The 22094-nt window shown below is 60.4% G+C and carries 21 protein-coding genes; 9 read left to right on the forward strand and 12 right to left on the reverse strand.

The genetic code is table 11. The features are described from left to right. Positions 1–345: 345 nt before the first annotated feature. Positions 346–2043 (reverse strand): AMP-binding protein, encoded by a 1698-nt coding sequence (locus ACIP66_RS08395; RefSeq protein ID WP_400647057.1) that lies wholly within the window; start codon positions 2041–2043, stop codon positions 346–348. A gap of 294 nt (positions 2044–2337) precedes the next feature. Here ACIP66_RS08395 and ACIP66_RS08400 point away from each other — a divergent pair, with 294 nt between their 5' ends. From ACIP66_RS08400 to ACIP66_RS08415, 4 genes are all read left to right on the forward strand, one after another. Further along, positions 2338–3501 (forward strand): isovaleryl-CoA dehydrogenase, encoded by a 1164-nt coding sequence (locus tag ACIP66_RS08400; RefSeq protein ID WP_053121705.1) that lies wholly within the window; start codon positions 2338–2340, stop codon positions 3499–3501. Positions 3502–3598: 97 nt separating this feature from the next. Further along, positions 3599–5203, forward strand: coding sequence for a carboxyl transferase domain-containing protein (locus tag ACIP66_RS08405; protein WP_400647060.1), 1605 nt, complete (start codon positions 3599–3601; stop codon positions 5201–5203). 118 nt (positions 5204–5321) lie between these two features. After that, positions 5322–6137 (forward strand): gamma-carboxygeranoyl-CoA hydratase, encoded by an 816-nt coding sequence (locus tag ACIP66_RS08410; RefSeq protein ID WP_400647063.1) that lies wholly within the window; start codon positions 5322–5324, stop codon positions 6135–6137. Further along, on the forward strand, positions 6137–8086 hold the full coding sequence (locus tag ACIP66_RS08415) for an acetyl/propionyl/methylcrotonyl-CoA carboxylase subunit alpha (protein ID WP_400647066.1): 1950 nt from the start codon (positions 6137–6139) through the stop codon (positions 8084–8086). The genes ACIP66_RS08410 and ACIP66_RS08415 overlap by 1 nt, the downstream gene beginning before the upstream one ends. 40 nt (positions 8087–8126) lie before the next feature. On the opposite strand, the gene ACIP66_RS08420 is transcribed toward ACIP66_RS08415, so the two are convergent. Then, on the reverse strand, positions 8127–8786 hold the full coding sequence (locus tag ACIP66_RS08420; RefSeq protein ID WP_400647068.1) for a LexA family protein: 660 nt from the start codon (positions 8784–8786) through the stop codon (positions 8127–8129). Between the two features lie 131 nt (positions 8787–8917). Between ACIP66_RS08420 and ACIP66_RS08425 the strand changes: the two genes are divergently transcribed. Next, complete coding sequence (locus ACIP66_RS08425) at positions 8918–9256, forward strand: DUF6124 family protein (RefSeq protein WP_400647071.1); 339 nt, start codon at positions 8918–8920, stop codon at positions 9254–9256. A 164-nt stretch (positions 9257–9420) separates the two neighbouring features. Here ACIP66_RS08425 and ACIP66_RS08430 read toward each other — a convergent pair whose 3' ends face one another. Beyond that, entirely contained in the window at positions 9421–9762 is a 342-nt protein-coding gene (locus ACIP66_RS08430) for a hypothetical protein (protein WP_400647073.1), read from the reverse strand. On the opposite strand from ACIP66_RS08430, the gene ACIP66_RS08435 reads away from it, so the two are divergent. Next, entirely contained in the window at positions 9734–10885 is a 1152-nt protein-coding gene (locus ACIP66_RS08435) for a M14-type cytosolic carboxypeptidase (RefSeq protein WP_400647076.1), read from the forward strand. The genes ACIP66_RS08430 and ACIP66_RS08435 overlap by 29 nt on opposite strands. Before the next feature lie 92 nt (positions 10886–10977). Here ACIP66_RS08435 and ACIP66_RS08440 read toward each other — a convergent pair whose 3' ends face one another. After that, entirely contained in the window at positions 10978–11523 is a 546-nt protein-coding gene (locus ACIP66_RS08440) for a cytochrome b (RefSeq protein WP_400647078.1), read from the reverse strand. Further along, positions 11520–12626, reverse strand: coding sequence for a catalase family peroxidase (locus ACIP66_RS08445; RefSeq protein ID WP_212551225.1), 1107 nt, complete (start codon positions 12624–12626; stop codon positions 11520–11522). Before ACIP66_RS08445 ends, ACIP66_RS08440 begins: the two co-directional genes overlap by 4 nt. Positions 12627–12783: 157 nt before the next feature. Between ACIP66_RS08445 and ACIP66_RS08450 the strand changes: the two genes are divergently transcribed. Beyond that, entirely contained in the window at positions 12784–13290 is a 507-nt protein-coding gene (locus ACIP66_RS08450) for a sigma-70 family RNA polymerase sigma factor (RefSeq protein WP_053121724.1), read from the forward strand. Next, the gene (locus ACIP66_RS08455) at positions 13287–14024 is read left to right on the forward strand and encodes an anti-sigma factor family protein (RefSeq protein WP_400647082.1); all 738 of its coding nucleotides are present in this window, start codon (positions 13287–13289) and stop codon (positions 14022–14024) included. Before ACIP66_RS08450 ends, ACIP66_RS08455 begins: the two co-directional genes overlap by 4 nt. A gap of 112 nt (positions 14025–14136) precedes the next feature. Here the strand turns inward: ACIP66_RS08455 and ACIP66_RS08460 are convergent, their stop codons facing one another. The 7 genes from ACIP66_RS08460 to ACIP66_RS08490 all read right to left on the reverse strand — a co-directional run bounded on the left by ACIP66_RS08460 (position 14137) and on the right by ACIP66_RS08490 (position 20578). Further along, positions 14137–15108, reverse strand: coding sequence for a spore coat protein U domain-containing protein (locus tag ACIP66_RS08460; protein ID WP_400647085.1), 972 nt, complete (start codon positions 15106–15108; stop codon positions 14137–14139). Continuing rightward, positions 15105–17462, reverse strand: a complete 2358-nt coding sequence (locus tag ACIP66_RS08465) for a fimbria/pilus outer membrane usher protein (RefSeq protein WP_400647088.1) — start codon at positions 17460–17462, stop codon at positions 15105–15107. The genes ACIP66_RS08460 and ACIP66_RS08465 overlap by 4 nt, the downstream gene beginning before the upstream one ends. Before the next feature lie 127 nt (positions 17463–17589). Then, positions 17590–18366 (reverse strand): molecular chaperone, encoded by a 777-nt coding sequence (locus ACIP66_RS08470; protein ID WP_400647090.1) that lies wholly within the window; start codon positions 18364–18366, stop codon positions 17590–17592. A 34-nt stretch (positions 18367–18400) separates the two neighbouring features. Then, a complete protein-coding gene (locus tag ACIP66_RS08475; RefSeq protein ID WP_212545730.1) occupies positions 18401–18901 on the reverse strand; it encodes a spore coat U domain-containing protein in 501 nt (166 codons plus the stop codon). A gap of 4 nt (positions 18902–18905) precedes the next feature. Then, complete coding sequence (locus ACIP66_RS08480; protein ID WP_053121735.1) at positions 18906–19442, reverse strand: spore coat protein U domain-containing protein; 537 nt, start codon at positions 19440–19442, stop codon at positions 18906–18908. Positions 19443–19462: 20 nt separating this feature from the next. After that, complete coding sequence (locus ACIP66_RS08485) at positions 19463–19996, reverse strand: spore coat U domain-containing protein (protein ID WP_400647093.1); 534 nt, start codon at positions 19994–19996, stop codon at positions 19463–19465. Positions 19997–20074: 78 nt separating this feature from the next. Next, the gene (locus ACIP66_RS08490; RefSeq protein ID WP_400647153.1) at positions 20075–20578 is read right to left on the reverse strand and encodes a spore coat U domain-containing protein; all 504 of its coding nucleotides are present in this window, start codon (positions 20576–20578) and stop codon (positions 20075–20077) included. 269 nt (positions 20579–20847) lie between these two features. Between ACIP66_RS08490 and zapE the strand changes: the two genes are divergently transcribed. Beyond that, positions 20848–21978, forward strand: a complete 1131-nt coding sequence (zapE, locus tag ACIP66_RS08495) for a cell division protein ZapE (protein ID WP_400647096.1) — start codon at positions 20848–20850, stop codon at positions 21976–21978. Positions 21979–22094 lie beyond the last annotated feature (116 nt).

The raw sequence follows: 22094 nt of genomic DNA on the forward strand, positions 1-22094 counted from the left end.
CCTTCAGGTAGCTCCCGAATCGGTTGGATCGTTTAACGAGAAAGCAGATCAGCGCTCAAAAAAATACGTTTGCTCTTGACCCCGGATGGGGGTCGCCAAAAACAGCGGTAAAGGGCCACGGTTGCCAAAAACAACAACAGACCGACCCTCAATAATAAAAAAGAGCACGCGACGACAAAATTAAAGGGGAGCCTCGGCTCCCCTTTGTGCTTTCTGTGATTCCTCTTTCCAACACCGTTTATCCCCTGTGGGAGCGAGCTTGCTCGCGAAAGCGGTGTGTCATCAACAAAGATATTGGCTGACCTGACGCCTTCGCGAGCAAGCTCGCTCCCACAGGGGTGGTGGTTACCGTTCGATTGTTTTTAACTCTTCGATGCTGATTTCACGCATGCGGAATTTCTGAATCTTCCCCGTCACCGTCATCGGAAACTCTTCGACGAACTTGAAGTGCCGTGGCGTCTTGAAGTGCGCGATGCGTTCCTTACACCAGGTTTGCAACTCCAGCTCGGAGGCGTTGTGGCCGGGGTGAAATTTGATCCAGGCGACAATCTCCTCGCCGTAACGCGAGCACGGAATGCCGATCACCTGCACGTCCGCCACCGCCGGATGGGTGAAGAAAAACTCTTCCAGCTCACGCGGATAAACGTTCTCACCGCCGCGAATGATCATGTCCTTGTTACGCCCGGCGATGTTGACGTAACCCTCCTCGTTCATGCTCGCCAGGTCGCCGGTGTGCATCCAGCCAGCCTCATCGATAGCTTCAGCGGTGGCTTGCGGGTTTTGCCAATAGTCGAGCATCACGCTGTAACCACGGGTGCACAGTTCGCCGATGGTGCCGCGCGGCACGAGGTTGCCGGCCTCGTCGATGATCTTGCTTTCCAGTTGCGGCTGGGTGCGGCCGACGGTGGTCACGCGCAGTTCCAGTTCATCGTTGGGGCCGGTTTGCAGCGACACCGGGCTGGTCTCGGTCATGCCGTAGGCGATCTGCACTTCGCTCATGTGCATCTCGCTGATGACCCGGCGCATCACTTCGATCGGGCAGGTGGCGCCGGCCATGATCCCGGTGCGCAGGCTCGACAGATCGAATTCGGCGCGTTGCGGCTGATCCAGCATGGCGATGAACATGGTCGGCACGCCGTAGAGGCCGGTGGCTTTTTCTTCGGCGACGGTTTGCAGGGTCAGCAACGGATCGAAGGCGTCGTTGGGGTAAATCATCGTGCTGCCGTGGGTGACGCAGCCGAGGTTGCCCATGACCATGCCGAAGCAGTGATACAGCGGCACCGGGATCACCAGGCGATCGTGCGGGGTCAGGCCGATGCTTTCGCCGACCATGTAACCGTTGTTGAGGATGTTGTAGTGGCTGAGGGTCGCGCCTTTGGGGAAACCGGTGGTGCCGGAGGTGTATTGAATGTTTACCGGTTGATCGAAGTGCAGGCGGTTGCTGCGTTCGTTGAGTTGTTGCGGGGAAATGCTCGCGGCCATATCAGTCAATTGCGACCACGGCAGGAAACCTGATGGCGGTTGCGCGTCGAGACTGATCACGCCGCGCAATTCTGGCAAATGTTCGCTGCGCAGTTGGCCAATGGATTGATCGGCCAGTTCTGGTACCAATCCTTGCAACATGCCGTGGTAGTTCGACGACTTGAACGCGCCGGCGCAGACCAGCCATTGGCAGCCGGATTGTTTGAGCACGTATTCCAGTTCGGAACTGCGGTAGGCCGGGTTGACGTTGACCAGGATCACACCGATTTTCGCCGTGGCGAACTGGGTGATGCACCACTCAGCGCAGTTCGGTGCCCAGATGCCCAGGCGATCGCCGGCCTGTAAACCCAGGGCGAGCAGCGCTCTGGCGTGCACGTCGACGGCATCGGCCAGTTGCCGCCAGGAATAACGCAACTGCTGATGGCGCACGACGAGCGCTTCGCCGTCGGGATATTGCGCGACGGTCTGATCGAACTTCTGCCCGATGGTCATCGCCAGCAAGGTTTTGTCCTGTGAGCCACGGGTGTAGCTGCGCTGCGGGTTTGCACTGGGTTGATCCATGACGACCCCTATTGTCTTTATTTATGGGTTGCCGACGGTCACTTGTAGGAGTGAGCCTGCTCGCGATCTCGATCCATTAGCCAACACTTACGTCGACTGACACGACGCGATCGCGAGCAGGCTCACTCCTACAAAAACTAATCAGCTTTCAATCTTGAACTGCCCCTACTCTCGCTCAAGTTGACGTTAACGTAAAGGGTGATTGACAGCCATTCGTCACAGGCTTACGTTAACGTAAAGGTGAGAGCCGAGTGACCGCCCTCCCCACCCTACAAAAAAGCCAAAAGGTGACCCATGAGCTATCCATCCCTGAATTTTGCCCTCGGTGAAACCATCGACATGCTGCGCGATCAGGTTCAGTCCTTTGTCGCCAAGGAGATCGCTCCGCGTGCGGCGCAGATCGACAGCGACAACCTGTTCCCCGCCGACATGTGGCGCAAATTCGGTGACATGGGCCTGCTCGGCATTACCGTGCCGGAAGAGTACGGCGGCGCGGGTCTGGGTTACCTCGCGCACGTCGTGGCGATGGAAGAAATCAGCCGTGGCTCGGCCTCGGTGGCGCTGTCCTACGGCGCGCATTCGAACCTCTGCGTCAATCAGATCAATCGCAACGGCAACCACGAACAGAAAACCAAGTACCTGCCGAAACTGATCAGCGGCGAGCACGTCGGCGCATTGGCGATGAGCGAACCGAATGCCGGTTCCGACGTGGTCTCGATGAAATTGCGCGCCGACAAACGCGGCGACCGTTACGTCCTCAACGGCAGCAAAACCTGGATCACCAACGGCCCCGACGCCAACACTTACGTGATCTACGCCAAAACCGATCTGGAAAAAGGCCCGCACGGCATCACCGCATTCATCGTCGAACGCGACTGGAAAGGCTTCAGCCGCAGCAACAAGTTCGACAAGCTCGGCATGCGTGGTTCCAACACTTGCGAGCTGTTCTTCGATGACGTCGAAGTGCCGGAAGAAAACATCCTCGGCGTGCTCAACGGCGGTGTGAAAGTGTTGATGAGCGGCCTCGATTACGAGCGCGTCGTGCTCTCCGGCGGCCCGACCGGGATCATGCAGTCGTGCATGGACCTGATCGTGCCGTACATCCACGACCGCAAACAGTTCGGTCAAAGCATCGGCGAGTTCCAGCTGATCCAGGGCAAAGTCGCTGACATGTACACCCAACTCAACGCCAGCCGCGCTTATCTGTATGCCGTTGCGCAAGCCTGCGAGCGTGGCGAAACCACCCGTAAAGATGCCGCTGGCGTGATCCTCTACACCGCTGAGCGCGCCACACAAATGGCCCTCGACGCGATCCAGATTCTCGGCGGTAACGGTTACATCAACGAATTCCCGGCGGGCCGTCTGCTGCGCGACGCCAAGCTGTACGAAATCGGCGCCGGCACCAGTGAGATCCGTCGCATGCTGATCGGTCGCGAACTGTTCAACGAAACGAAATAAATTTCGTCAGCTGCGAGCTGCAAGTTTCAAGCTGCAAGAGAACAGCTTTAACTTGCCGCTCCAAGCTTGCAACTCGTAGCTGCTTACGGAGTAAGCCATGATTCTGCATACACAGCTCAATCCTCGTTCAGCGGAGTTCGCCGCCAACAGCGCGGCGATGCTCAAACAGGTCGACGCCCTGCACACCCTGCTCGCCCAAGTGGCGCAGGGTGGTGGCGCGAAAGCTCAGGAGCGTCACACTTCACGGGGCAAATTGCTGCCGCGTGAACGCATCAACCGTTTGCTCGATCCGGGCTCTCCGTTTCTGGAAATCAGCCAACTGGCCGCCCACGCTGTGTATGGCGAAGACGTGCCGGCGGCCGGTGTGATTGCCGGGATCGGCCGGGTCGAAGGCGTCGAGTGCATGATCGTCGCCAACGATGCGACGGTTAAGGGTGGCTCGTACTACCCGCTGACTGTGAAAAAACATCTGCGCGCACAAACCATCGCGCAGCAGAATCGTCTGCCGTGCATCTATCTGGTCGACTCCGGCGGCGCCAACCTGCCGCGTCAGGACGAAGTGTTCCCGGATCGCGAGCACTTCGGGCGGATCTTCTTCAACCAGGCCAACATGAGCGCGATGGGCATTCCGCAAATCGCCGTGGTCATGGGCTCGTGCACTGCGGGCGGCGCTTACGTGCCGGCGATGGCCGACGAAGCGATCATGGTGCGCAATCAGGCGACGATTTTCCTCGCTGGCCCGCCGTTGGTGAAAGCCGCGACCGGTGAAGTGGTCAGCGCCGAAGACCTCGGCGGGGCCGACGTGCATTGCAAGATTTCCGGGGTTGCCGACCACTACGCAGAGAGTGACGAACACGCCCTCGCCCTCGCCCGCCGCAGCGTCGCCAACCTCAACTGGCGCAAGCTCGGCGAAGTGCAACAGCGCGCACCGATAGCGCCGCTGTATGCCAGCGATGAGTTGTACGGCGTGGTTTCGGCGGACGCCAAGCAGCCGTTCGACGTGCGCGAAGTGATTGCACGACTGGTCGACGGTTCGGTGTTCGATGAGTTCAAAGCGCTGTTCGGCACCACGCTGGTCTGCGGTTTTGCGCATCTGCACGGTTACCCGATCGCGATTCTGGCGAACAACGGCATCCTCTTCGCCGAAGCCGCGCAGAAAGGCGCGCACTTCATCGAACTGGCCTGCCAGCGCGGCATTCCGCTGCTGTTCCTGCAAAACATCACCGGCTTCATGGTCGGCCAGAAATACGAGGCCGGCGGCATCGCCAAGCACGGTGCAAAACTGGTGACCGCTGTGGCGTGCGCCAAGGTGCCGAAGTTCACCGTGATCATCGGCGGCAGTTTCGGCGCCGGTAACTACGGCATGTGCGGACGCGCTTACGATCCGCGTTTTCTGTGGATGTGGCCGAATGCGCGCATTGGTGTGATGGGCGCTGAACAAGCGGCCGGCGTGTTGGTGCAGGTCAAACGCGAGCAGGCTGAACGCAGTGGCCAAAGCTTCAGTGCCGAGCAGGAAGCCGAGATCAAGCAACCGATCCTCGACCAGTACGAAGAACAGGGTCACCCCTACTATTCCAGCGCACGGCTGTGGGACGACGGCGTCATCGACCCGGCGCAGACCCGCGATGTGCTGGCCCTGGCCTTGTCCGCGTCGCTGAACGCGCCAATCGAACCGAGCCGCTTCGGCGTGTTCCGGATGTGATTCGATCCTGTAGGAGCAAGGCTTGCCCGCGAAGGCGATGTGTCAGTCACATCAATGGTGGAATGACTACTTTCGCGGGCAAGCCTTGCTCCCACAAGAACCGTGGAGACGGAAGAATATGAGCGACTTCAACACCCTCGAACTGCAAAGCGACCCACGGGGTTTCGCCACCCTGTGGCTCAACCGCCCAGAGAAAAACAACGCGTTCAACGCCGAGATGATCCGCGAACTGATCCTCGCCCTCGACAAGGTCGCCAGCGACGCGAGCCTGCGTTTCCTGCTGGTGCGCGGCCGCGGTAAGCACTTCAGCGCCGGCGCCGATCTGGCGTGGATGCAGCAATCGGCCGAGCTCGATTACCACACCAACCTCGACGACGCCCGCGAACTCGCCGAGCTGATGTACAACCTCGCCAAGCTGAAAATCCCCACCGTGGCCGTGGTGCAAGGCGCGGCATTCGGTGGCGCGCTGGGTTTGATCAGTTGCTGCGACATGGCGATTGGCGCCGACGACGCGCAGTTCTGTCTGTCGGAAGTGCGCATCGGTCTGGCGCCAGCGGTGATCAGTCCGTTCGTAGTGCAAGCCATTGGCGAACGTGCGGCCCGTCGTTATGCCCTGACTGCCGAACGTTTTGGCGGCCAGCGTGCGCGAGAGATCGGTTTGTTGTCCGACAGCTATCCGAGCGCTGAACTGGAGCAACAGGTCGAACAATGGATCAACAATCTGCTGCTCAATAGCCCCGCCGCCATGCGCGCCAGCAAGGATTTGTTGCGTGAAGTCGGCAACGGTTCGCTGACCCCGGCGCTGCGCCGCTACACCGAAAATGCCATCGCTCGCATCCGCGTCAGTCCGGAAGGTCAGGAAGGTCTGCGGGCCTTTCTGCAGAAACGTCCGCCGAGCTGGCAAGCCGAAACCACCACCAAGGAGCCGCGTTGATGAGCGCACCTGTTTTCACCACCCTGCTGGTGGCCAACCGTGGCGAAATCGCATGCCGCGTGATGCGCACCGCCAAAGCGCTGGGCCTGACCACCGTCGCCGTGCACAGCGCCACCGACCGTGAGGCGCGGCACAGCCGTGAAGCGGATATCCGCGTCGATCTCGGCGGCAGCAAAGCGGCTGACAGTTATTTGCAAATCGACAAACTGATTGCGGCGGCCAAGGCCAGCGGCGCGCAGGCGATTCATCCGGGTTACGGCTTTCTGTCGGAGAACGCCGGGTTCGCCCGCGCGATTGAAGCGGCCGGGCTGATTTTCCTCGGCCCACCGGCCTCGGCCATCGACGCGATGGGCAGCAAATCGGCGGCAAAAGCGCTGATGGAAACTGCCGGCGTGCCTTTGGTGCCGGGTTATCACGGAGAAGCGCAGGATCTCGAGACCTTCCGTGCTGCCTGCGAACGCATCGGTTATCCGGTGTTGCTTAAGGCTACGGCCGGCGGCGGTGGTAAAGGCATGAAAGTTGTTGAAGAGGTCAGCCAGCTCGCCGAAGCACTCGCCTCCGCTCAGCGTGAAGCGCAGTCGTCGTTCGGCGATTCGCGGATGCTGGTGGAGAAATATCTGCTGAAACCGCGTCACGTCGAAATTCAGGTGTTCGCCGATCAGCATGGCAATTGCCTGTACCTGAATGAGCGTGATTGCTCGATTCAGCGGCGGCATCAGAAAGTTGTCGAAGAGGCGCCAGCACCGGGCCTGTCCGCTGAACTGCGGCGGGCGATGGGCGAAGCGGCTGTGCGTTCGGCGCAGGCGATTGGTTATGTCGGCGCCGGCACGGTGGAGTTTCTGCTGGATGCGCGTGGCGAATTCTTCTTTATGGAGATGAACACGCGCCTTCAAGTTGAACACCCGGTGACCGAGGCGATCACTGGTCTGGATCTGGTCGCCTGGCAGATTCGTGTGGCGCGGGGTGAAGCGCTGCCGATCACTCAGGAGCAGGTGCCGCTCAATGGGCATGCGATTGAAGTGCGCTTGTATGCCGAAGACCCTTCGAATGATTTTCTGCCGGCCACCGGGCGTCTGGATTTGTATCGCGAGTCGGCTGAAGGGCCTGGGCGTCGAGTGGACAGCGGGGTTGAGGAAGGTGATGAGATTTCGCCGTTCTACGACCCGATGCTCGGCAAGCTGATTGCCTGGGGCGAGGATCGTGAACAGGCGCGCCTGCGTTTGTTGAGCATGCTCGATGAATTTGCGATTGGCGGGTTGAAGACCAACATCAACTTTCTGCGACGGATCATCGCGCATCCGGCGTTTGCGGCGGCGGAACTGGATACCGGGTTTATTCCGCGCTATCAGGCGCAATTGCTGCCAGCGCCGAGCGAATTGAGTGACGGGTTCTGGCAGGCGGCGGCGCAGGCGTTTGCGCAGAGTTTGCCGAGCGTTGTGCGGGCGGATGATGCTGCTTCACCGTGGTCGCGGAACAGCGGATTGCGCGCGGGTTTGCCTCGGGAAATTACCCTGCATTTGAGTTGCGAGGGGCAGGATCGGGCGTTGACACTGGGGGCTGGCGGCGATGCAAAACTGCTGGGCGATTCGCTGGTTGTTGAACACGAAGGCGTGCGTCGTACCTTGCGGGCGATTCGTCAGGGTGATGCGCTGTATCTGCAATGGGAAGGCGAGTTGCGTCGCGTTGAAGCGTACGACCCGATCAGTGCAGTGGAAGCCAGCAACAATCATCAGGGCGGTCTGACGGCACCGATGAACGGCAGCATCGTGCGGGTCTTGGTCGAGGCCGGGCAAACGGTTGAAGCCGGTGCGCAACTGGTGGTGCTGGAAGCGATGAAGATGGAGCACAGCATCCGTGCGCCGCATGCCGGGGTGATCAAAGCGCTGTATTGCCAGGAAGGTGAAATGGTCGGCGAAGGCAGCGCTTTGGTTGAACTGGAAGCAGTGTGAATAAACAGACCGATCCTACGCCTGGCGAGGATCGGTCTGACTAGAAGCGCGCCGTTGCCTGCACCACCACGCCGAGGATTCGACACTCCTCGGTGAACAAGGCTTTCGGCCACGTCGGATTGAGCGGTATCAGGTAACGCTGGCCGCCCTCTTCGTCGAGCTTGCGAAAAATCGCTTCATGGCTGTCCGACCACTGGGCGATCACCAGTTTGCCGGGCACTGCCTCTGCCTCCGGATCGACCAGAATCAGCATGCCTTCGGGGATGCTCGTGCCTTTGGGCGCGGTCATCGAATCGCCTGACACCCTCAGCCAGAACGCGGCGCCGCGAGCGTGATAATCCGTCAGCTCGAAGCGTTGCCTGTCCTCGTGTTTGCCGTAGGGCTGCGGCGCGCTTTCCCGCGCTTGCAGTGGCGCGCTCCAGTCGCTCAACGGGTAGCGAAAGTAAGGGTTGTATTTCTGCGTCAGCGGCATGTCGTCGTTCGCCACGGGCTGCGGCTCGCGAATGACCATCGCCACTTCGAGAAAATTCATGCCCAGCGCTTGCAGCACGCGGTTCATCTCCGCGACGCCCGGTTCACGACGTTTGTTCAGCCAATGGCCGATGCCGCCCTGGGACATGCCAACACGCTCTCCGAGCTCTGTTTGAGTGATTTTGAGTTCACTCATTTTGGCCTTGACCAACTCAATCCATTTATCCATGTGCGGCACCTTACGCGTGACGCCTTCGGCCAGCAAAACACAAATTGTCGTATTTAAATTCTGGTCACAACTACGCATCGTACTATGCTGACAGCACGGACAGTTAATCAAACAAGGAGTGACCTTTCATCATGAACATCAGCAGCCAAGACTTGCCCGACCTGCAAATGGACACCACGTTCACCTCGCCCCAAGGCAACGCCGCCGCGCAACGAGCGCTCGACTATTACTTGAAACCAACTGTGTCGACACCCGAGGTCGATGAGCGTTTTTTCGACGTCAACCGTCATGTCAGCGGCGAAGAAGCACTGGTACACGCCTCCGACCTATTGCGCTGCGCCGCCGCCACCGCTTTCAAAGCAGCAGAAAACCTGCAAGGCGCGAGTCGCGATCTGGCATTTTCAGTGGTGCACATGGTGGATATGGCGCGGGCGATGGTCGACCACTCGCTGGATGGCGATGAAGTCTGAGGAACGGGGGTTCGAACGGACAGGAAAGAATTTTCCAATCGCGCAGATAAAAACATTTGACTTGCAAATGATAATGATTATTATTGCATACAGCTGATCGCGAGATCAGTCGATGGACCAGAGACCTTAGGTCGGTCTTCTGGACTATCTCCTCATCAGGCTAATCACGGTTTTTGACCCGGATTTTTCCGGGTCTTTTTTTTACCCGTTTTTCGGGCTTGTGGCTTCAGGCTAATGAAGTCTTTAGGTGCTGCAAATTCGATGGCGCGGATAATATCAAAAGAATATCGATTGGCAAGCCAAGCCCGGCCGCATTGGGGCAAACTAACGACAAATAGCACTTGAGAATCAATCGCATAATCTCTAAGCTGCCTCCGCGTCATGGAGGACGCCCCCGCCACAACCCCGCAATTCCCCTCGGTTTCAGCCCAATCTTGTGTAAAGTATCGGCCATAACAATCCTGATCAGGAACCGATATGACCGTGGCCAAATCTTCGTTCGACATCAGCGCCAATTTCGACAGCGGCAACATCCAAGTCATCGACATCAGCAATCCGCTCAGCCCGGTTCTGGCTATCCGCCCGGACACGCGCAGCGCCCATTTTCAGTGGTTCCACTTCAAGGCCAGCGGCTTGCACGTCGGTCAGGAACACTGGTTCCGCCTGAACAACGCCAGCCAGTCCTCGTACAACAAAGCCTGGGATGGCTATCAAGCCGTGGCCTCCTACGATCACGTCAACTGGTTTCGCGTGCCGTCCATTTTTGAAGGCGATTGCTTGCGCTTCTGCCTCGAAGCCACGCAGACCCACGCCTGGTTCGCCTACTTCGAACCGTACAGCCGTGGCCGCCACGACTGGCTGATCGAGCAGGCGCTGACCAAGGCCGGCACCGAATTGCTGGCCACCGGCAAAAGCGTCGAAGGCCGCGACATCCAGTTGCTGCGCAAAGGCAGCGGCGCTGAAGGCCAGCGCAAAGTCTGGATCATCGCCCAGCAACACCCCGGCGAGCACATGGCCGAATGGTTCATGGAAGGCATCATCGAACGTCTGGAACGTCACGAAGATCCGGTGCTCAACAAGCTGCTGGCCAGCGCCGATCTGTACCTGGTGCCGAACATGAACCCGGACGGCGCTTTCCACGGCCACCTGCGCACCAACGCCATGGGCCAGGATTTGAACCGCGCCTGGCAGAACGCCAGTCAGGAAGTCAGCCCCGAGGTACTTTTCGTACAGCAGCAGATGGAAAAGTATGGCGTCGATCTGTTCCTTGACGCACACGGTGACGAGGAAATCCCTCACGTGTTCACCGCCGGTTGCGAAGGCAATCCGGGTTACACGCCGCGCATCGAGAAGCTTGAAGAGCACTTCCGCAGCCACCTCAAGCACACCACCAAAGACTTCCAGACCAAGTACGGCTATGTTCGCGACGAACCGGGCCAGGCCAACATGACCCTGGCTTGCAACAGCGTCGGCCAGAAATACGACTGCCTGTCGCTGACCCTGGAAATGCCGTTCAAGGATCACGACGACCATCCCGACAAAGAAACCGGCTGGTCGGGCAAACGCTCGAAACAACTGGGCAAAGACGTGCTGACCACCATCGCCGACATGGTCGACACCCTGCGCTGATCCCCTCCTCCGCTTAACCAAAAGATCGCAGTCTGACTGCGATCTTTTGCTTCAGGCCGTAGCTTTACGCGCCGGCCCGCCCCCTGACTCGCTCAATGACGATCGCGACCGCGCAACATGCTGTCGAGCACCTCATCGCGGCGCACCCAGCCATGAAACAACGCCGCCGCCAGGTGCAGCAGCACCGTCAGAAACAGCAGGTACGCCAGATAACCATGGGCCTTGCGCAGCAACGCAAACAACTGCGCATCGGCCGGCACAATCGACGGCAACTGCAGCGCGGTGCTGAGCATCACCGGTTCACCCGAGGCGCTGATCATCGCCCAACCGAGCAGCGGCAACACCAGCATCAACGCGTACAACAACAGATGCGAAGCCTTGGCCGCCAATACCTGAAAGTCCGGCAGATCCGCTGGCAAAGGGGGTTGGCGCGTGGTCAAACGCACCAGCAGACGCACGACAACCAATACCAGAATCGCAATGCCCAACGGCTTGTGCAGATGGATCAGCCATTCATGCCGCTCTGAAACAGACGTCACCATGCCCGCGCCAATAAACAGCATGGCGATGATCATCAGCGCCATCAGCCAGTGCAGCAGTCGCGCCAACAATACGAAATGCGTCGGTTGAGTTCTCATGGGCGAGCCTCCTGTTTGGCGGCGGGCAACTGGCTGACTTCGCTGGTGCGACGCAGGTAAGAATCGGCGTAACCGGCGGAGCGCGCGGCGAGCAACGGATCGGCGGTGCCTTGAATCCCGGCCGGCAACACCAGCGGGTCGTAGTTGATGTCGCGGCACTCGCCACTGAGCTGTGGCTGGGTTTTCTCCAGCACCAAAGTGCCCGCATTGACCACTTTGCGCCCCGCCGGCCAGGTTTTACTGGCGTCGTTGACCGGATCCTCAGGATTGGCCAAGGTGATATTCAACTGAAACCGCAGGGGTGCGGCGGCCAGTTTTTGCACCAGATCCTTCTCCAGAAAATCGCCGCCCTCAGGTGCCGTCGCCCCCGCTGCATCCTGCGCCAACGGCGTCATGCTCCAGCGCACGGCCTGCTTTTTGCCGCTGGCGTCGACCAGATAAAACGCGTTGATGCTGTTATAGGTTTCCGTGGCGTAACTGGCCGACGGCTTGGCGGTCTTCACCCACGTCAAAAACGGCACCGCTTCCGGGTGCGAGGCGAAAAAGGCAGGCACCTTGCTCGGATCCGGTTTGCCCGTCGCGGGATCCGGCGACTGCGCCTGTTGCAATTGATAGAACGCCTCGGGCGTGCCAACCGGGAACACCGGCATGCTGTTCATCCCGGTGCGCCACTGCTGCCCGTTGGCCTGAGTGAAACGCAGCGCCAGACTGCGAATCGGCACGCTGCTGTCCGGCGCATAAGGGTTGCCCGCCGGCAGTGCGAAACGTCCGACCACCGGGGTACTCGGATCATTGAACACCTGGGCGGTGGAGAACACCCGCGCCTCGCCGCTGCTCTCGAAATGGCCGATCACGCAGACGCCTTTGGCATGATTACGGCGAAATCCCGGATGCACGCCGTTGTTCTTTTCCAGCACATCGACCAGCGCTTTCGGCGTCAGACGTTGTGGGTCAAAGTTGCCATGCACGTAGGCAAACGCCCCGGCCACGGCGGCGACCACGACGGCGATGCCGCCCAGACGCAAGATCAGGCTCGCGGCACTCAAGGGCGGGCGCTGCGGCCTTTCGGGCGGGGCAGCGTTGGGGGATGAGCGATCAACCATGAACGACTCCAGGGCCATCGGCCACGAGTAGGAAGAATCAGCAAGACGCGCCCCGTCGGGGTTTATTCCACGGCCCGGTATTTATTTTTCCGAACGTGGAATAACCTGCCACGGCAGACGTCTCCCTAGTCCACAGCGTAGTGACTAGCAGAACTTCATGAGCGAATTCGACGAACAGTTGAGAGAAATCATTCCCAGATTGCGCCGCTTTGCCGTGTCGTTGACGCGCAACAGCAGCAGCGCAGACGATCTGGTGCAGGCGAGCCTGGAGCGCGCCCTGTCGAGTTGGGGCGATAAACGTGCCGACGGCGACTTGCGTGCCTGGCTGTTTGCGATCCTCTATCGGCAATTTCTCGACGCCCATCGCCGCTCCCGGCGCTATGCGCGGATGCTCGAATTTTTCACCGGACGTGACGACGCCGAACCCTCGGTCGAACGCACGGTAATCGCCCAATCGACCCTGCAAGCCTTCGACCGACTGCCGACTGAACAGCGCGCCCTGCTGCTGATGGTCTCGGTCGAGGGCCTGACTTATAAAGAGGTCGCCGAGATTCTTGGCGCCCCGATCGGCACCGTGATGTCGCGCCTGTCCCGCGCCCGCCAGGCCTTGCGCCAACTCAGCGACGGCGAAATCAGCAGCCCTTCTTTGCGGATACTCAAATGATCAGCCTGCCTCCCAGCGAGCGTGATTTGCACGCCTACATCGACCACCAACTCAGCGACGCCGACCGGCGTGTGCTGGAGACCTGGCTGGCCGCTCACCCGGATGAAGCCGCGCAAGTGCGCGCCTGGCAACAGGACGCCCAGCAACTGCGCGCGGCCCTCAGCGGCGCGTTGCAGCAACCAGCCAATCCGGAGCTTGACCCGGCAATGATTCGTCAGCGCCGCCAACGCCAGTCACGGCGCCATCTGGCCAGTGCGGCGATGTTGCTGATCGCGGTCAGCATCGGTGGTTTCAGTGGTTGGCAGGCACGGGAAATGACCCTTGTGCGTTCTTCGATGTTGCCGATGACCGACGCCCTTCAGGCCTATCGATTGATTGCCCAGCAAGGCATGTTGCCGGCGGATTACAAGGTCGACAGTGACGGCGACATGCAGCGTTGGCTCGACCGCTATTTCACTCAGGCCAGCCGTTTGCCGGATCTGAAAGCAGCCGGGTTTGAACCGGTCAGCGGGCGCCTGCTGAGCACCGACGAAGGCCCGGCGGCGATGGTGCTGTATGAGGATGGCAGCGGGCACAAAGTGAGTTTTTACGTGCGCCCGCCGGGGCCGAAGAACACCTTTTTGCCGCGCGGTAGCCGCAGTGATGGGGATTTGCAGGCTGAGTACTGGTCGGGAGGTGGCTATAACTATGCGGTGGTGAGCCCGATCGAACTCAAGCCATCACTGCCATTCTGATGTCGTGTAGGAGCTGCGGCACGATGCGATCTTTTGATCTTGCTTTCAAAAAGTCAGGGGCAAAAGATCGCAGCCTCGTTTCACTCGACAGCTCCTACAGAGGTACGCTGCTTCAGAAACCGACGTCGAGCACTACGTTATCCAGATACGTGCCCGCCGGCGGCGTGGTCTGGTCGGTGTAGATTTTTGCGTTGTAGTTGAAGATCTGGCTGCCTGTGCCCAGTCCGTTGCCGGGGTTGACCTCGGCATCGGTGCTCGACCGACGTGCCGTGCCGACACTGCCCCAGCGCGTTGTCCCGGCGCTTTTGAAGATGTCGTAGGCCAGATAATTGCTGCCGGAAATCATCCGCCGCCGCCCCCCCACGCTTACTGCATTCTGCCCGTCGCTCAAGCCCACGGTGTAAGCGCTGCCCTTGGTGCACGCCAGATTGATGGTCTGCCCGCTCACCGGAGTGAACGCACTAATCACTGGTGCGCTACCGAAGGCGATGTTCGGCGCGGTGATTGTGCAGTCATTGGATACAGTCAGGTTCACCGTCAACGTGGTCGTAGCATTATTGATATCGCGGCCGATGCAGATCGCCCCAATGCCAATCCCCGAACAGTAATTCCAGTTCCAGAAAATGCTCAGCGTCTCGGTGTAGACCCCGGCGGCGACGTTGCTGCCAATGGTTGTGCCCAAATACAGCGGCACGGTTTTCGGCGTCGTGCCGTTGAGCAGGCCCAAGGCATCAATGATGCCGTTGCGGGCGAAGTCATAAGCGGTGCCACGGGTCAGCGGGTAGCTGGTGCTGTTGTTGGCGTAAATCGTGTAACTGATGACATCGCCGGTCGGCCCGACCAGACCGCTTTGGGTCGAGGACACGGTGCCCCAGAAGTGGTCGTTGCTGGTCAGCAAGGACAGCAGCGATCCGGTGCAGCTCAACCCGCCATTCAATGTCGAACTGGGTTGAGCGGTGGTGCGCACGGCGATCGAACTGATCGAACCGAATGACGCTGGGGTCGTCCCCACCACCGAGCACAACGCCTGCGCCGCCCCCGGCAGCATCAGCGCGAGCCACAAAAACATCCGTGCAACAGTCATTGGCACACCAGCGGGCCGATCAGCGGCACCTGGTTCTGCTGCATATCGACCGGGAATTGCACTCGACAGGTGCTGCCATCGGCCAACGTCACTTCCAGGGAATTCCGCGCTTCGAGATTTTCCAGATAGACCAGGCCATCCCAGCCCACCACCGTCCGCGCACCACTCTGCTCGTGCAGCACACCCGCGCCCAACGGCAGTTCGCGTTTCTGCGCGTCGACCAGCACGATGCTCGCGGCAATCACCCGCGTCAGCGGAAACTCCAGCAGATAACCACTGCCACGCCGCACGGCAATACGCTGTTCGACGTTCGGGCTGCGCACGTTTGGCGGCAGGTTGAGCGGATCGATCTCGTATTTGCCGCGGTAATAGGCGCTGCTCCACGGCACCAGCAAATGGCCGTTCTTGTCCGTCTCGCCGACCTGCTGATTTTCGTAGCGCACCGGAATGTTGGAAAAGCCTTCAGTGCTGACCACAACAAAAGCATCGTCGATGCGGTTGGCGGCGAACACTTGCTTGTCCATCCACACCAGCGAACCACTGGCATCGGCCCAACGGGTTTCGGCGTCGGACGAACCGTAAATCCCGGCCTGCAACTGCACCGATTGTAGACGCCAAGTCACGTCGGCCTGTCGATAGTCCGGGCCATCGCCCTTGGCGTAACCCAGATTGAAACCTACGCCGCCCTCGGTCGGCACCGCGCGGCTGTAGTTGACCCGCTGCTGGCTCTGCCCGGTTTTGCTGCGCTCGGTGCTGATCGCCAGGCTGCCGCGCAGGTCGAACGGAACCACCACTTGCGCCTGCAGCGCCCAGTTGCTGTCGCCGATTTCGCGGTTGGCTGACAGGTAGAAACTGCTGTTGCGCCACAGCGGTTTGCTCCAGCTAAGGTTGAGCAATTGTGTGCGTGAATCGTCCGCCGCGCGCACATCGAAATAGCCTGCGCCGAGGCTGCCCCAACGGTCGAGGTTAACGCTGAGGGTCGCCTGTTCACTGCGCCGACTGAGGCTGATGTAGGGCGTGTCGACCACGGTCAGGTCAGCGTATTGATCGTGGCGTTGCAGGCGCTGATAAGAAAAGCTGAAACGCTGATTGCTGTACTGATAGCCGAGGCTCAACTGCTGACCGCCCTCGCCGTCGAAACGACTTTGACTCATGGCGCTGTTGAGCACGCCGAAATTGCCCAATCGCAGATTGCCGCCGAGGCCGCCGAGGGTCAGCGAGTCGGAGGCTTCAGCGTGGCTTTCCAAGGTAAAGCTGTCGCTGACGCCGTAGCGCAGGCTGCCGGAGGTTACGCCCGGGCCGTAGTTGAAATCCTTCAAAGCGTAATCACGCCGCAGGGAACCGGCGGCCACGGAAAAATCGCTCAAGCCTTTTTGCAACAAGCTGCTGGTGACATAGAACGGCACCGTGGTCGACACCTGTCGACCCAACGCATCCGTGGTCACCACCACGGCTTCGCCCGCGCCGTTGATAAATGGAATGTTGGTCAGCGTGTACGGCCCCGGTTGCAGTTCGGCACTGCTGGATTTGTAGCCGTTGATAAACAGATCGACCGAGGACGGCACCGCCGCTTCGCCGGCAAATTGCGGCAACGGATAGGTGACCAGATCCGGGCGCACGGCGAAGTCCCGCGAGAACTGCACGCCACCGAGACGCACCGAACTGCTCCAAGGCAAGGCGCCGCTGATCACGTCGCCGGCTTCGTAAGTGAGCATTCGCTCGTCGTCGGAATAACGCCAGGTGGTGTCGTAGCGCAGGTAACCGTTGTCCAGTGTGCTGACTGAATCACCGGACAATGTGCGTCGATATTGCCCGGTGTTGGACAACGTGCCCCAACTGTCGAACAGGCGCACTTCGTTCCACGCCGCTAAATAGGTGCCGGCATCGTCGGTGTCGTTGAGGTAGAGGTCATAGTTGAACAACGCGCCGAAACTGCTCAGCGCCGGAGTGCGTGGATAGGCCTGGCGATTACCGATGAACTGTTCTGGGAGCCACTCCGGCGGCACGTTGAGCAGCAAGCGTTGACCGACGCTGTCGTATTCGCTGTGCAGACCGGGCAGGCTGTCGAGGTCGACTTCAGTGCTGATGTTTTCAGGCAGTTTCATACCGGTTTCACGCAGTGCCGTGGCGGGTAAAAACAGGCGGCCGCCGCGCTGCTGCACTGCCACCACTTGCCCGGTATTCATCTGGTTGACCACCAGTTCGAGAAACAACTGTGCATCGCTGACGGCCTCCATGCCGCTGGGCGGTGGCGGCAGTTCGCCGGCCCCGGACGGTTGAACGAACACCAGGCAGCACGCGCCGGTGAGATGCCACAACGGACGCTGAATACGGCGAGCCCATCCTCGGCTCATACGCGCTTTACGTCCGTCAATGGACTGAATCCTCCTGATACTGCGGGTGGCCATGACCACTTTCATTGTGGTCAGTGAACCCTGTGGCACTGGTGAATCCCTTTGCCATGACACCGAATCAGCCCATTCACTTCGCCGGGGTAATGCTCTGCACCTGCGCCCCGCCATTCACCCGCACCTGCAACGCCGAATCCCCCGCCAGCCCTCCCGGTGCCGGCCAGCGCATCACCGCGCCCGGTAGCACGTAGCCGAGCAAGCCTTCCGCCAACGGTTTGTTCTGCCCGCCCTGTTTGATCGCGACATCCGTCAACCGCGCATGCACCGCACCTTGATTGCGCACCTCGACATACGGCCGGCCGTCCACCGCCACCGTGCGCCAGGTCAATTGTGGCAAACCAATCCCCTTGGGATCGCGCTGGCGGGTGCTGTCTTCTTTGCTCCACAGACCGGCGCCGTAAGCGAACAGCGGCACCGAATAGCGCATCTGAAAACGAATCGCCGCCGCTGTTTTGCCACCTTCAGCACTGGGCGGTTGTGCGGACGGGATTTCGTCGATGATGATTCGGTAGGCCAGTTCCTGCCCGGGCGGCACGTCCTTGGTGCGGGTCAGACGCACCAGTTGTTTCTGACCCGGCTCGATCTTCGCCACCGGCGGGCTGCCGATCACATCGCGCTGGTTCTGGTATTGCTCCTCGTACCCGTTCTGGCTCCAGCCGAACACGCGAATCTGCAGGTTGGCGGTTTCAGTGCCGCGATTTTCCAGCCACAACGCGCTGGCCTGTTGATCAGCCTCCAGCACCGGATCGATCGGCCAGATCAGCACCGAACTGGCGGCGTGCGCATAACCTGCCCCGAGCGTGAACAGCGCCAACACCGCGCGCCGAATGAACGTAACTGCCCCCATAAACCTGCTCCTTGTCGGCACATCAAACCTCGCCTCACCACGACAGTTGCACCTGCAACACATCGCTGTACGTCCCCCCAGGCTGATTGCCCGGCAATTGCACCTGACCGTAAATCGGCAGGCGGATGTTGTTTGCATCGCTGTACGCCACAGCCACACTCTGGCCAATGCCCAGACTCTGGCTGTACGCCGCATCGCGGAACAGCGTGTACGCCACCCGCGCGCTGCCGCTATTGACCTGCATGTGCCGGCCACTGCTGTTGTACTGGCCGCCGTCGACGCTCATGTTCAACGTCACCCCCGGCGTGCATTGCAACTGCACGCCGCCAGTCAGTGCGACCTGCACCGTGCCGGTGGCCAGCGCCGACCGTGAACCGAAATTCAGCCCGCCATAGTTCGACACCCCGCCCACCACCAGGCACCCCGCCGTGACCGTGGCGCTGACCTGAAAGCTCTGGCTGGTCGCCGCCGTCAGCGGCAGCGGTGCACTGCCCGCACAGAGCAGGAGCAACGCGATGCCGCCATGGCGAAACATGGCATCAGAACGTCAGTTCAACAGCAACGGTGTCGGTGTAGGTGCCGGCCGGCAAACCGGCCTTGCCCACGGCCTGACCGTAGATATTAACGGTCTGCGCGACACCGGTACTCGCGGCGAGATTGATCGTCCCGTCGATCGCCAACAGCTGCGAGTGCCCGGCATCGGTGTAAAAGTCGTAGGGCACGTAATTCGCCACGCCGTCGTACAACGCACGGGTGCCACCCGGCGACATGCCGTCATGGGCACCGGCGCGCACTTTTACCGTCGGCGTGGTGCCGCTGGAGCACAGAATCGACAGCGCCCCGCCGCCACCGCCCAGCACTTGCCCGGTGGCCGTGGTGAACAGGCTGTTGGCGGTGCCGAAGTTCAAGGCACCGAAGTTCAGACCGGTGGAGCCACCGGCGCCGTTGACCTGACAGCTGCTGATCAGGATCAGGCTGGAGGTGATCTGGCCAGTGACCGTGGTGGCGGCGTTAGCGCTGGAAACCAGCGCCAGACCGAGCAGCGGCAAACCTATCCTTGATGCAAACGTACGCATGGTGTCCGTCCTCTACGGGGTTACCAGTCGAGCGTCACCGTCAGGGTGTCGGTGTAGACCCCTGCCGGAACCGCGCGGGTATTCGCCACCACCGAGCCAAATACCGGAATGGGTATTTGTGCAGCGCTGGTGACAGCGAAATTGTGTTGTTGGCCGATGCTGTAGCTCTGCGCGCCCGAGGGGTCGAGAAACAGCTGATAAGGGAGGGTCTGGCGGCCGTTGCTCAGGCGCCGGGTGTTGCCGTCGCCATGGGTGCCGCCGTCGATGGTGACGGTGAAACCGGTGACCGAAGGGTTGCAGGCGACATTGAGTTTGCCGCTGGTGTCGCCGTCGAGGGCTGCTTTGATCGGCGCGTTCCAGGTCGGCCCCTGCTGACCGAAATCCAGCGTGCCGAGATCGCTGACCGGACTGGCGGGGTTGGAGGTATTGGTGACTTCGCAGCCGGCGATCAGGATCAGCCGCGCGTGGATCTGCCCGCTGACCGCTGCTTGCACATCGTCCGCGAGCAGCGCCAGCGTACCTGCTGCCATGACCATCCAGTATTTGCCTGCCATTGCGCCCGTCCCTACTCCTTCAGCGACTGCATCCATTGCGCTCATCATTGAGCACTGCGTTGTTGCTGTCCGTTGCGATCACCAGGTGACCGTGACTTTCACTAAATCCGAATAGCGGCTGACCTTCGGCACTTGCGCCAGCCGCTCGATCCGCGCATACAACGGCAACTCCACCGTGCCAGTGTCCGGCACCCGCCCGCTGACCGCTACGTCCACCACCAGCGGCACTCGCCGCGCCGCATCCTGATACAAGCGGTAAGGAATCGGCTTGCTGCCCTCCGATCCGGCCATGTATCGCACCTCACCGACACCGCCGTGCAAACCGCCGTCAATGCGCATCTGATAAGGCGTGTCCGGGTTGCATTCCAGCCGTGGCAAGCGTTGATTGGTCAGCGCCGCACTCAATGGCCCGTCAGGGTCGTCGAGGCGCGCGGTGCTACCAAAGTCGAGCACGCCGAGCTGCTCGATCCCGGCCTCGCGTTGCTGGCCGATCAACTGGCAGCCGCGCTGCACGTCGACTCGCACTTCGACCTGTAGATCCGCCGCGTATGCAGGTGCAGCAAGCACACCCAGCAGGCCCATGACCACTCGTTGTTTCACTGCGCCATTCCTTGTCAGCACTGGCTTGCGCTGTCGTGACTGTGTTTCAGGTTAGCAACGCACGGCGATTGCGCCAGTCAATTGGATCCATGGAGCGGTCGGGTTATGTTTCGAAAGGTTGGCAACACGCGGAAAATGTTCTGTCACCGAACGGCCTCGACAGCCCGAGGTAGAAGCCGTTGACGTCGCCTGGTTACAATGTCGCGCCGCACTCCGGGGAGGCGGCATGACCGATACGGAGTGACCGCAGAGTGCCCGCCCGACCGCCGAAACGATCACACCTGAGCCAACGCTGGCCGGTGCTGCGCCGCTTGTTCGGCAAGGGCATTGGCGCCAGCGCCGGGCACGAGGCGAGCGCACAGTCGATCCGCGATTATTTCCGCAACAAGGCGCACCAGCAGGGTTACACCCTCAGCCACAGTCAGCAGCGCGTCATCGATTGCATGGCGCAACAGGCCAGTCTGCTGTTCGGCGCCACCGCACAAACTCCGCCGAGCCTGTACCTGCACGGCGCGGTCGGGCGTGGCAAGAGCTGGCTGCTCGACGGTTTCTTTCAGGCGCTGCCGATCACGCAAAAGCGGCGGCTGCACTTCCATCAGTTTTTCGCGCAATTGCATCAAGGCATGTTCAGCCATCGCGAGCAGGACGATGCCCTCGCTGTCACCCTCGATGAACTGCTGAAAGATTGTCGGGTGTTGTGTTTCGACGAGTTTCACGTGCATGACATTGGCGACGCGATGCTCATCACCCGGCTGTTCAAAGCGCTGTTCCAGCGTGGAATTCTGCTGTTGGTGACCTCTAACTATCCGCCCGAAGGCTTGCTGCCCAACCCGCTCTATCACGCGCGTTTCAAACCGGTGATCGAGTTGATCAATACGCGCATGCAGGTCATGGAAGTCGGCGGCCCGCATGATTACCGCAGTCTGGCGCGCAATCATGAGCATCAAGTATTTACCCATGGGCATTATGTCTGGCCGGGTACGGCCGATCAGCGCATGGCCCTGAACCTGCCGGCACAAGATGCCCCTCCATTGTCGCTGGCCGTCGGTACCCGGCATTTTCGGGCGCGACGGTGTGAAGACAGAAGCGTGGCTTTTACCTTCGATGACCTGTGCGAGCAGCCGACGGCGGTGATGGATTATCTGGAGTTGTGTCGGCGTTTCGACCACTGGGTGATTGATGATTTGCCACTGCTGGGCGACTGCTCGATTGCGGCGCAACAGCGCTTCATTAATTTGATCGACGTGCTTTATGACCAGGATAAACACCTGACGTTGATAGGCCGGTCGTCGTTGTGCGAAAGCCTGGGTGGCGATGCGATTGATCTAGGGCGCACGCGTAGCCGGTTGGGGCAGCTTCAGGTTATCCCTCAACTAGCCTGACGCCAGCCTCTGTAGGAGCTGTCGAGTGAAACGAGGCTGCGATCTTTTGACCCTCGGTTTGCCAAATCAAAAGATCGCAGCCTGCGGCAGCTCCTACACCTGCATTAGCTTCTGCC

It is taken from the genome of Pseudomonas sp. NPDC088429 (genome assembly GCF_044753305.1).
GTDB classification, from domain to species: Bacteria; Pseudomonadota; Gammaproteobacteria; order Pseudomonadales; family Pseudomonadaceae; genus Aquipseudomonas; species Aquipseudomonas rustica.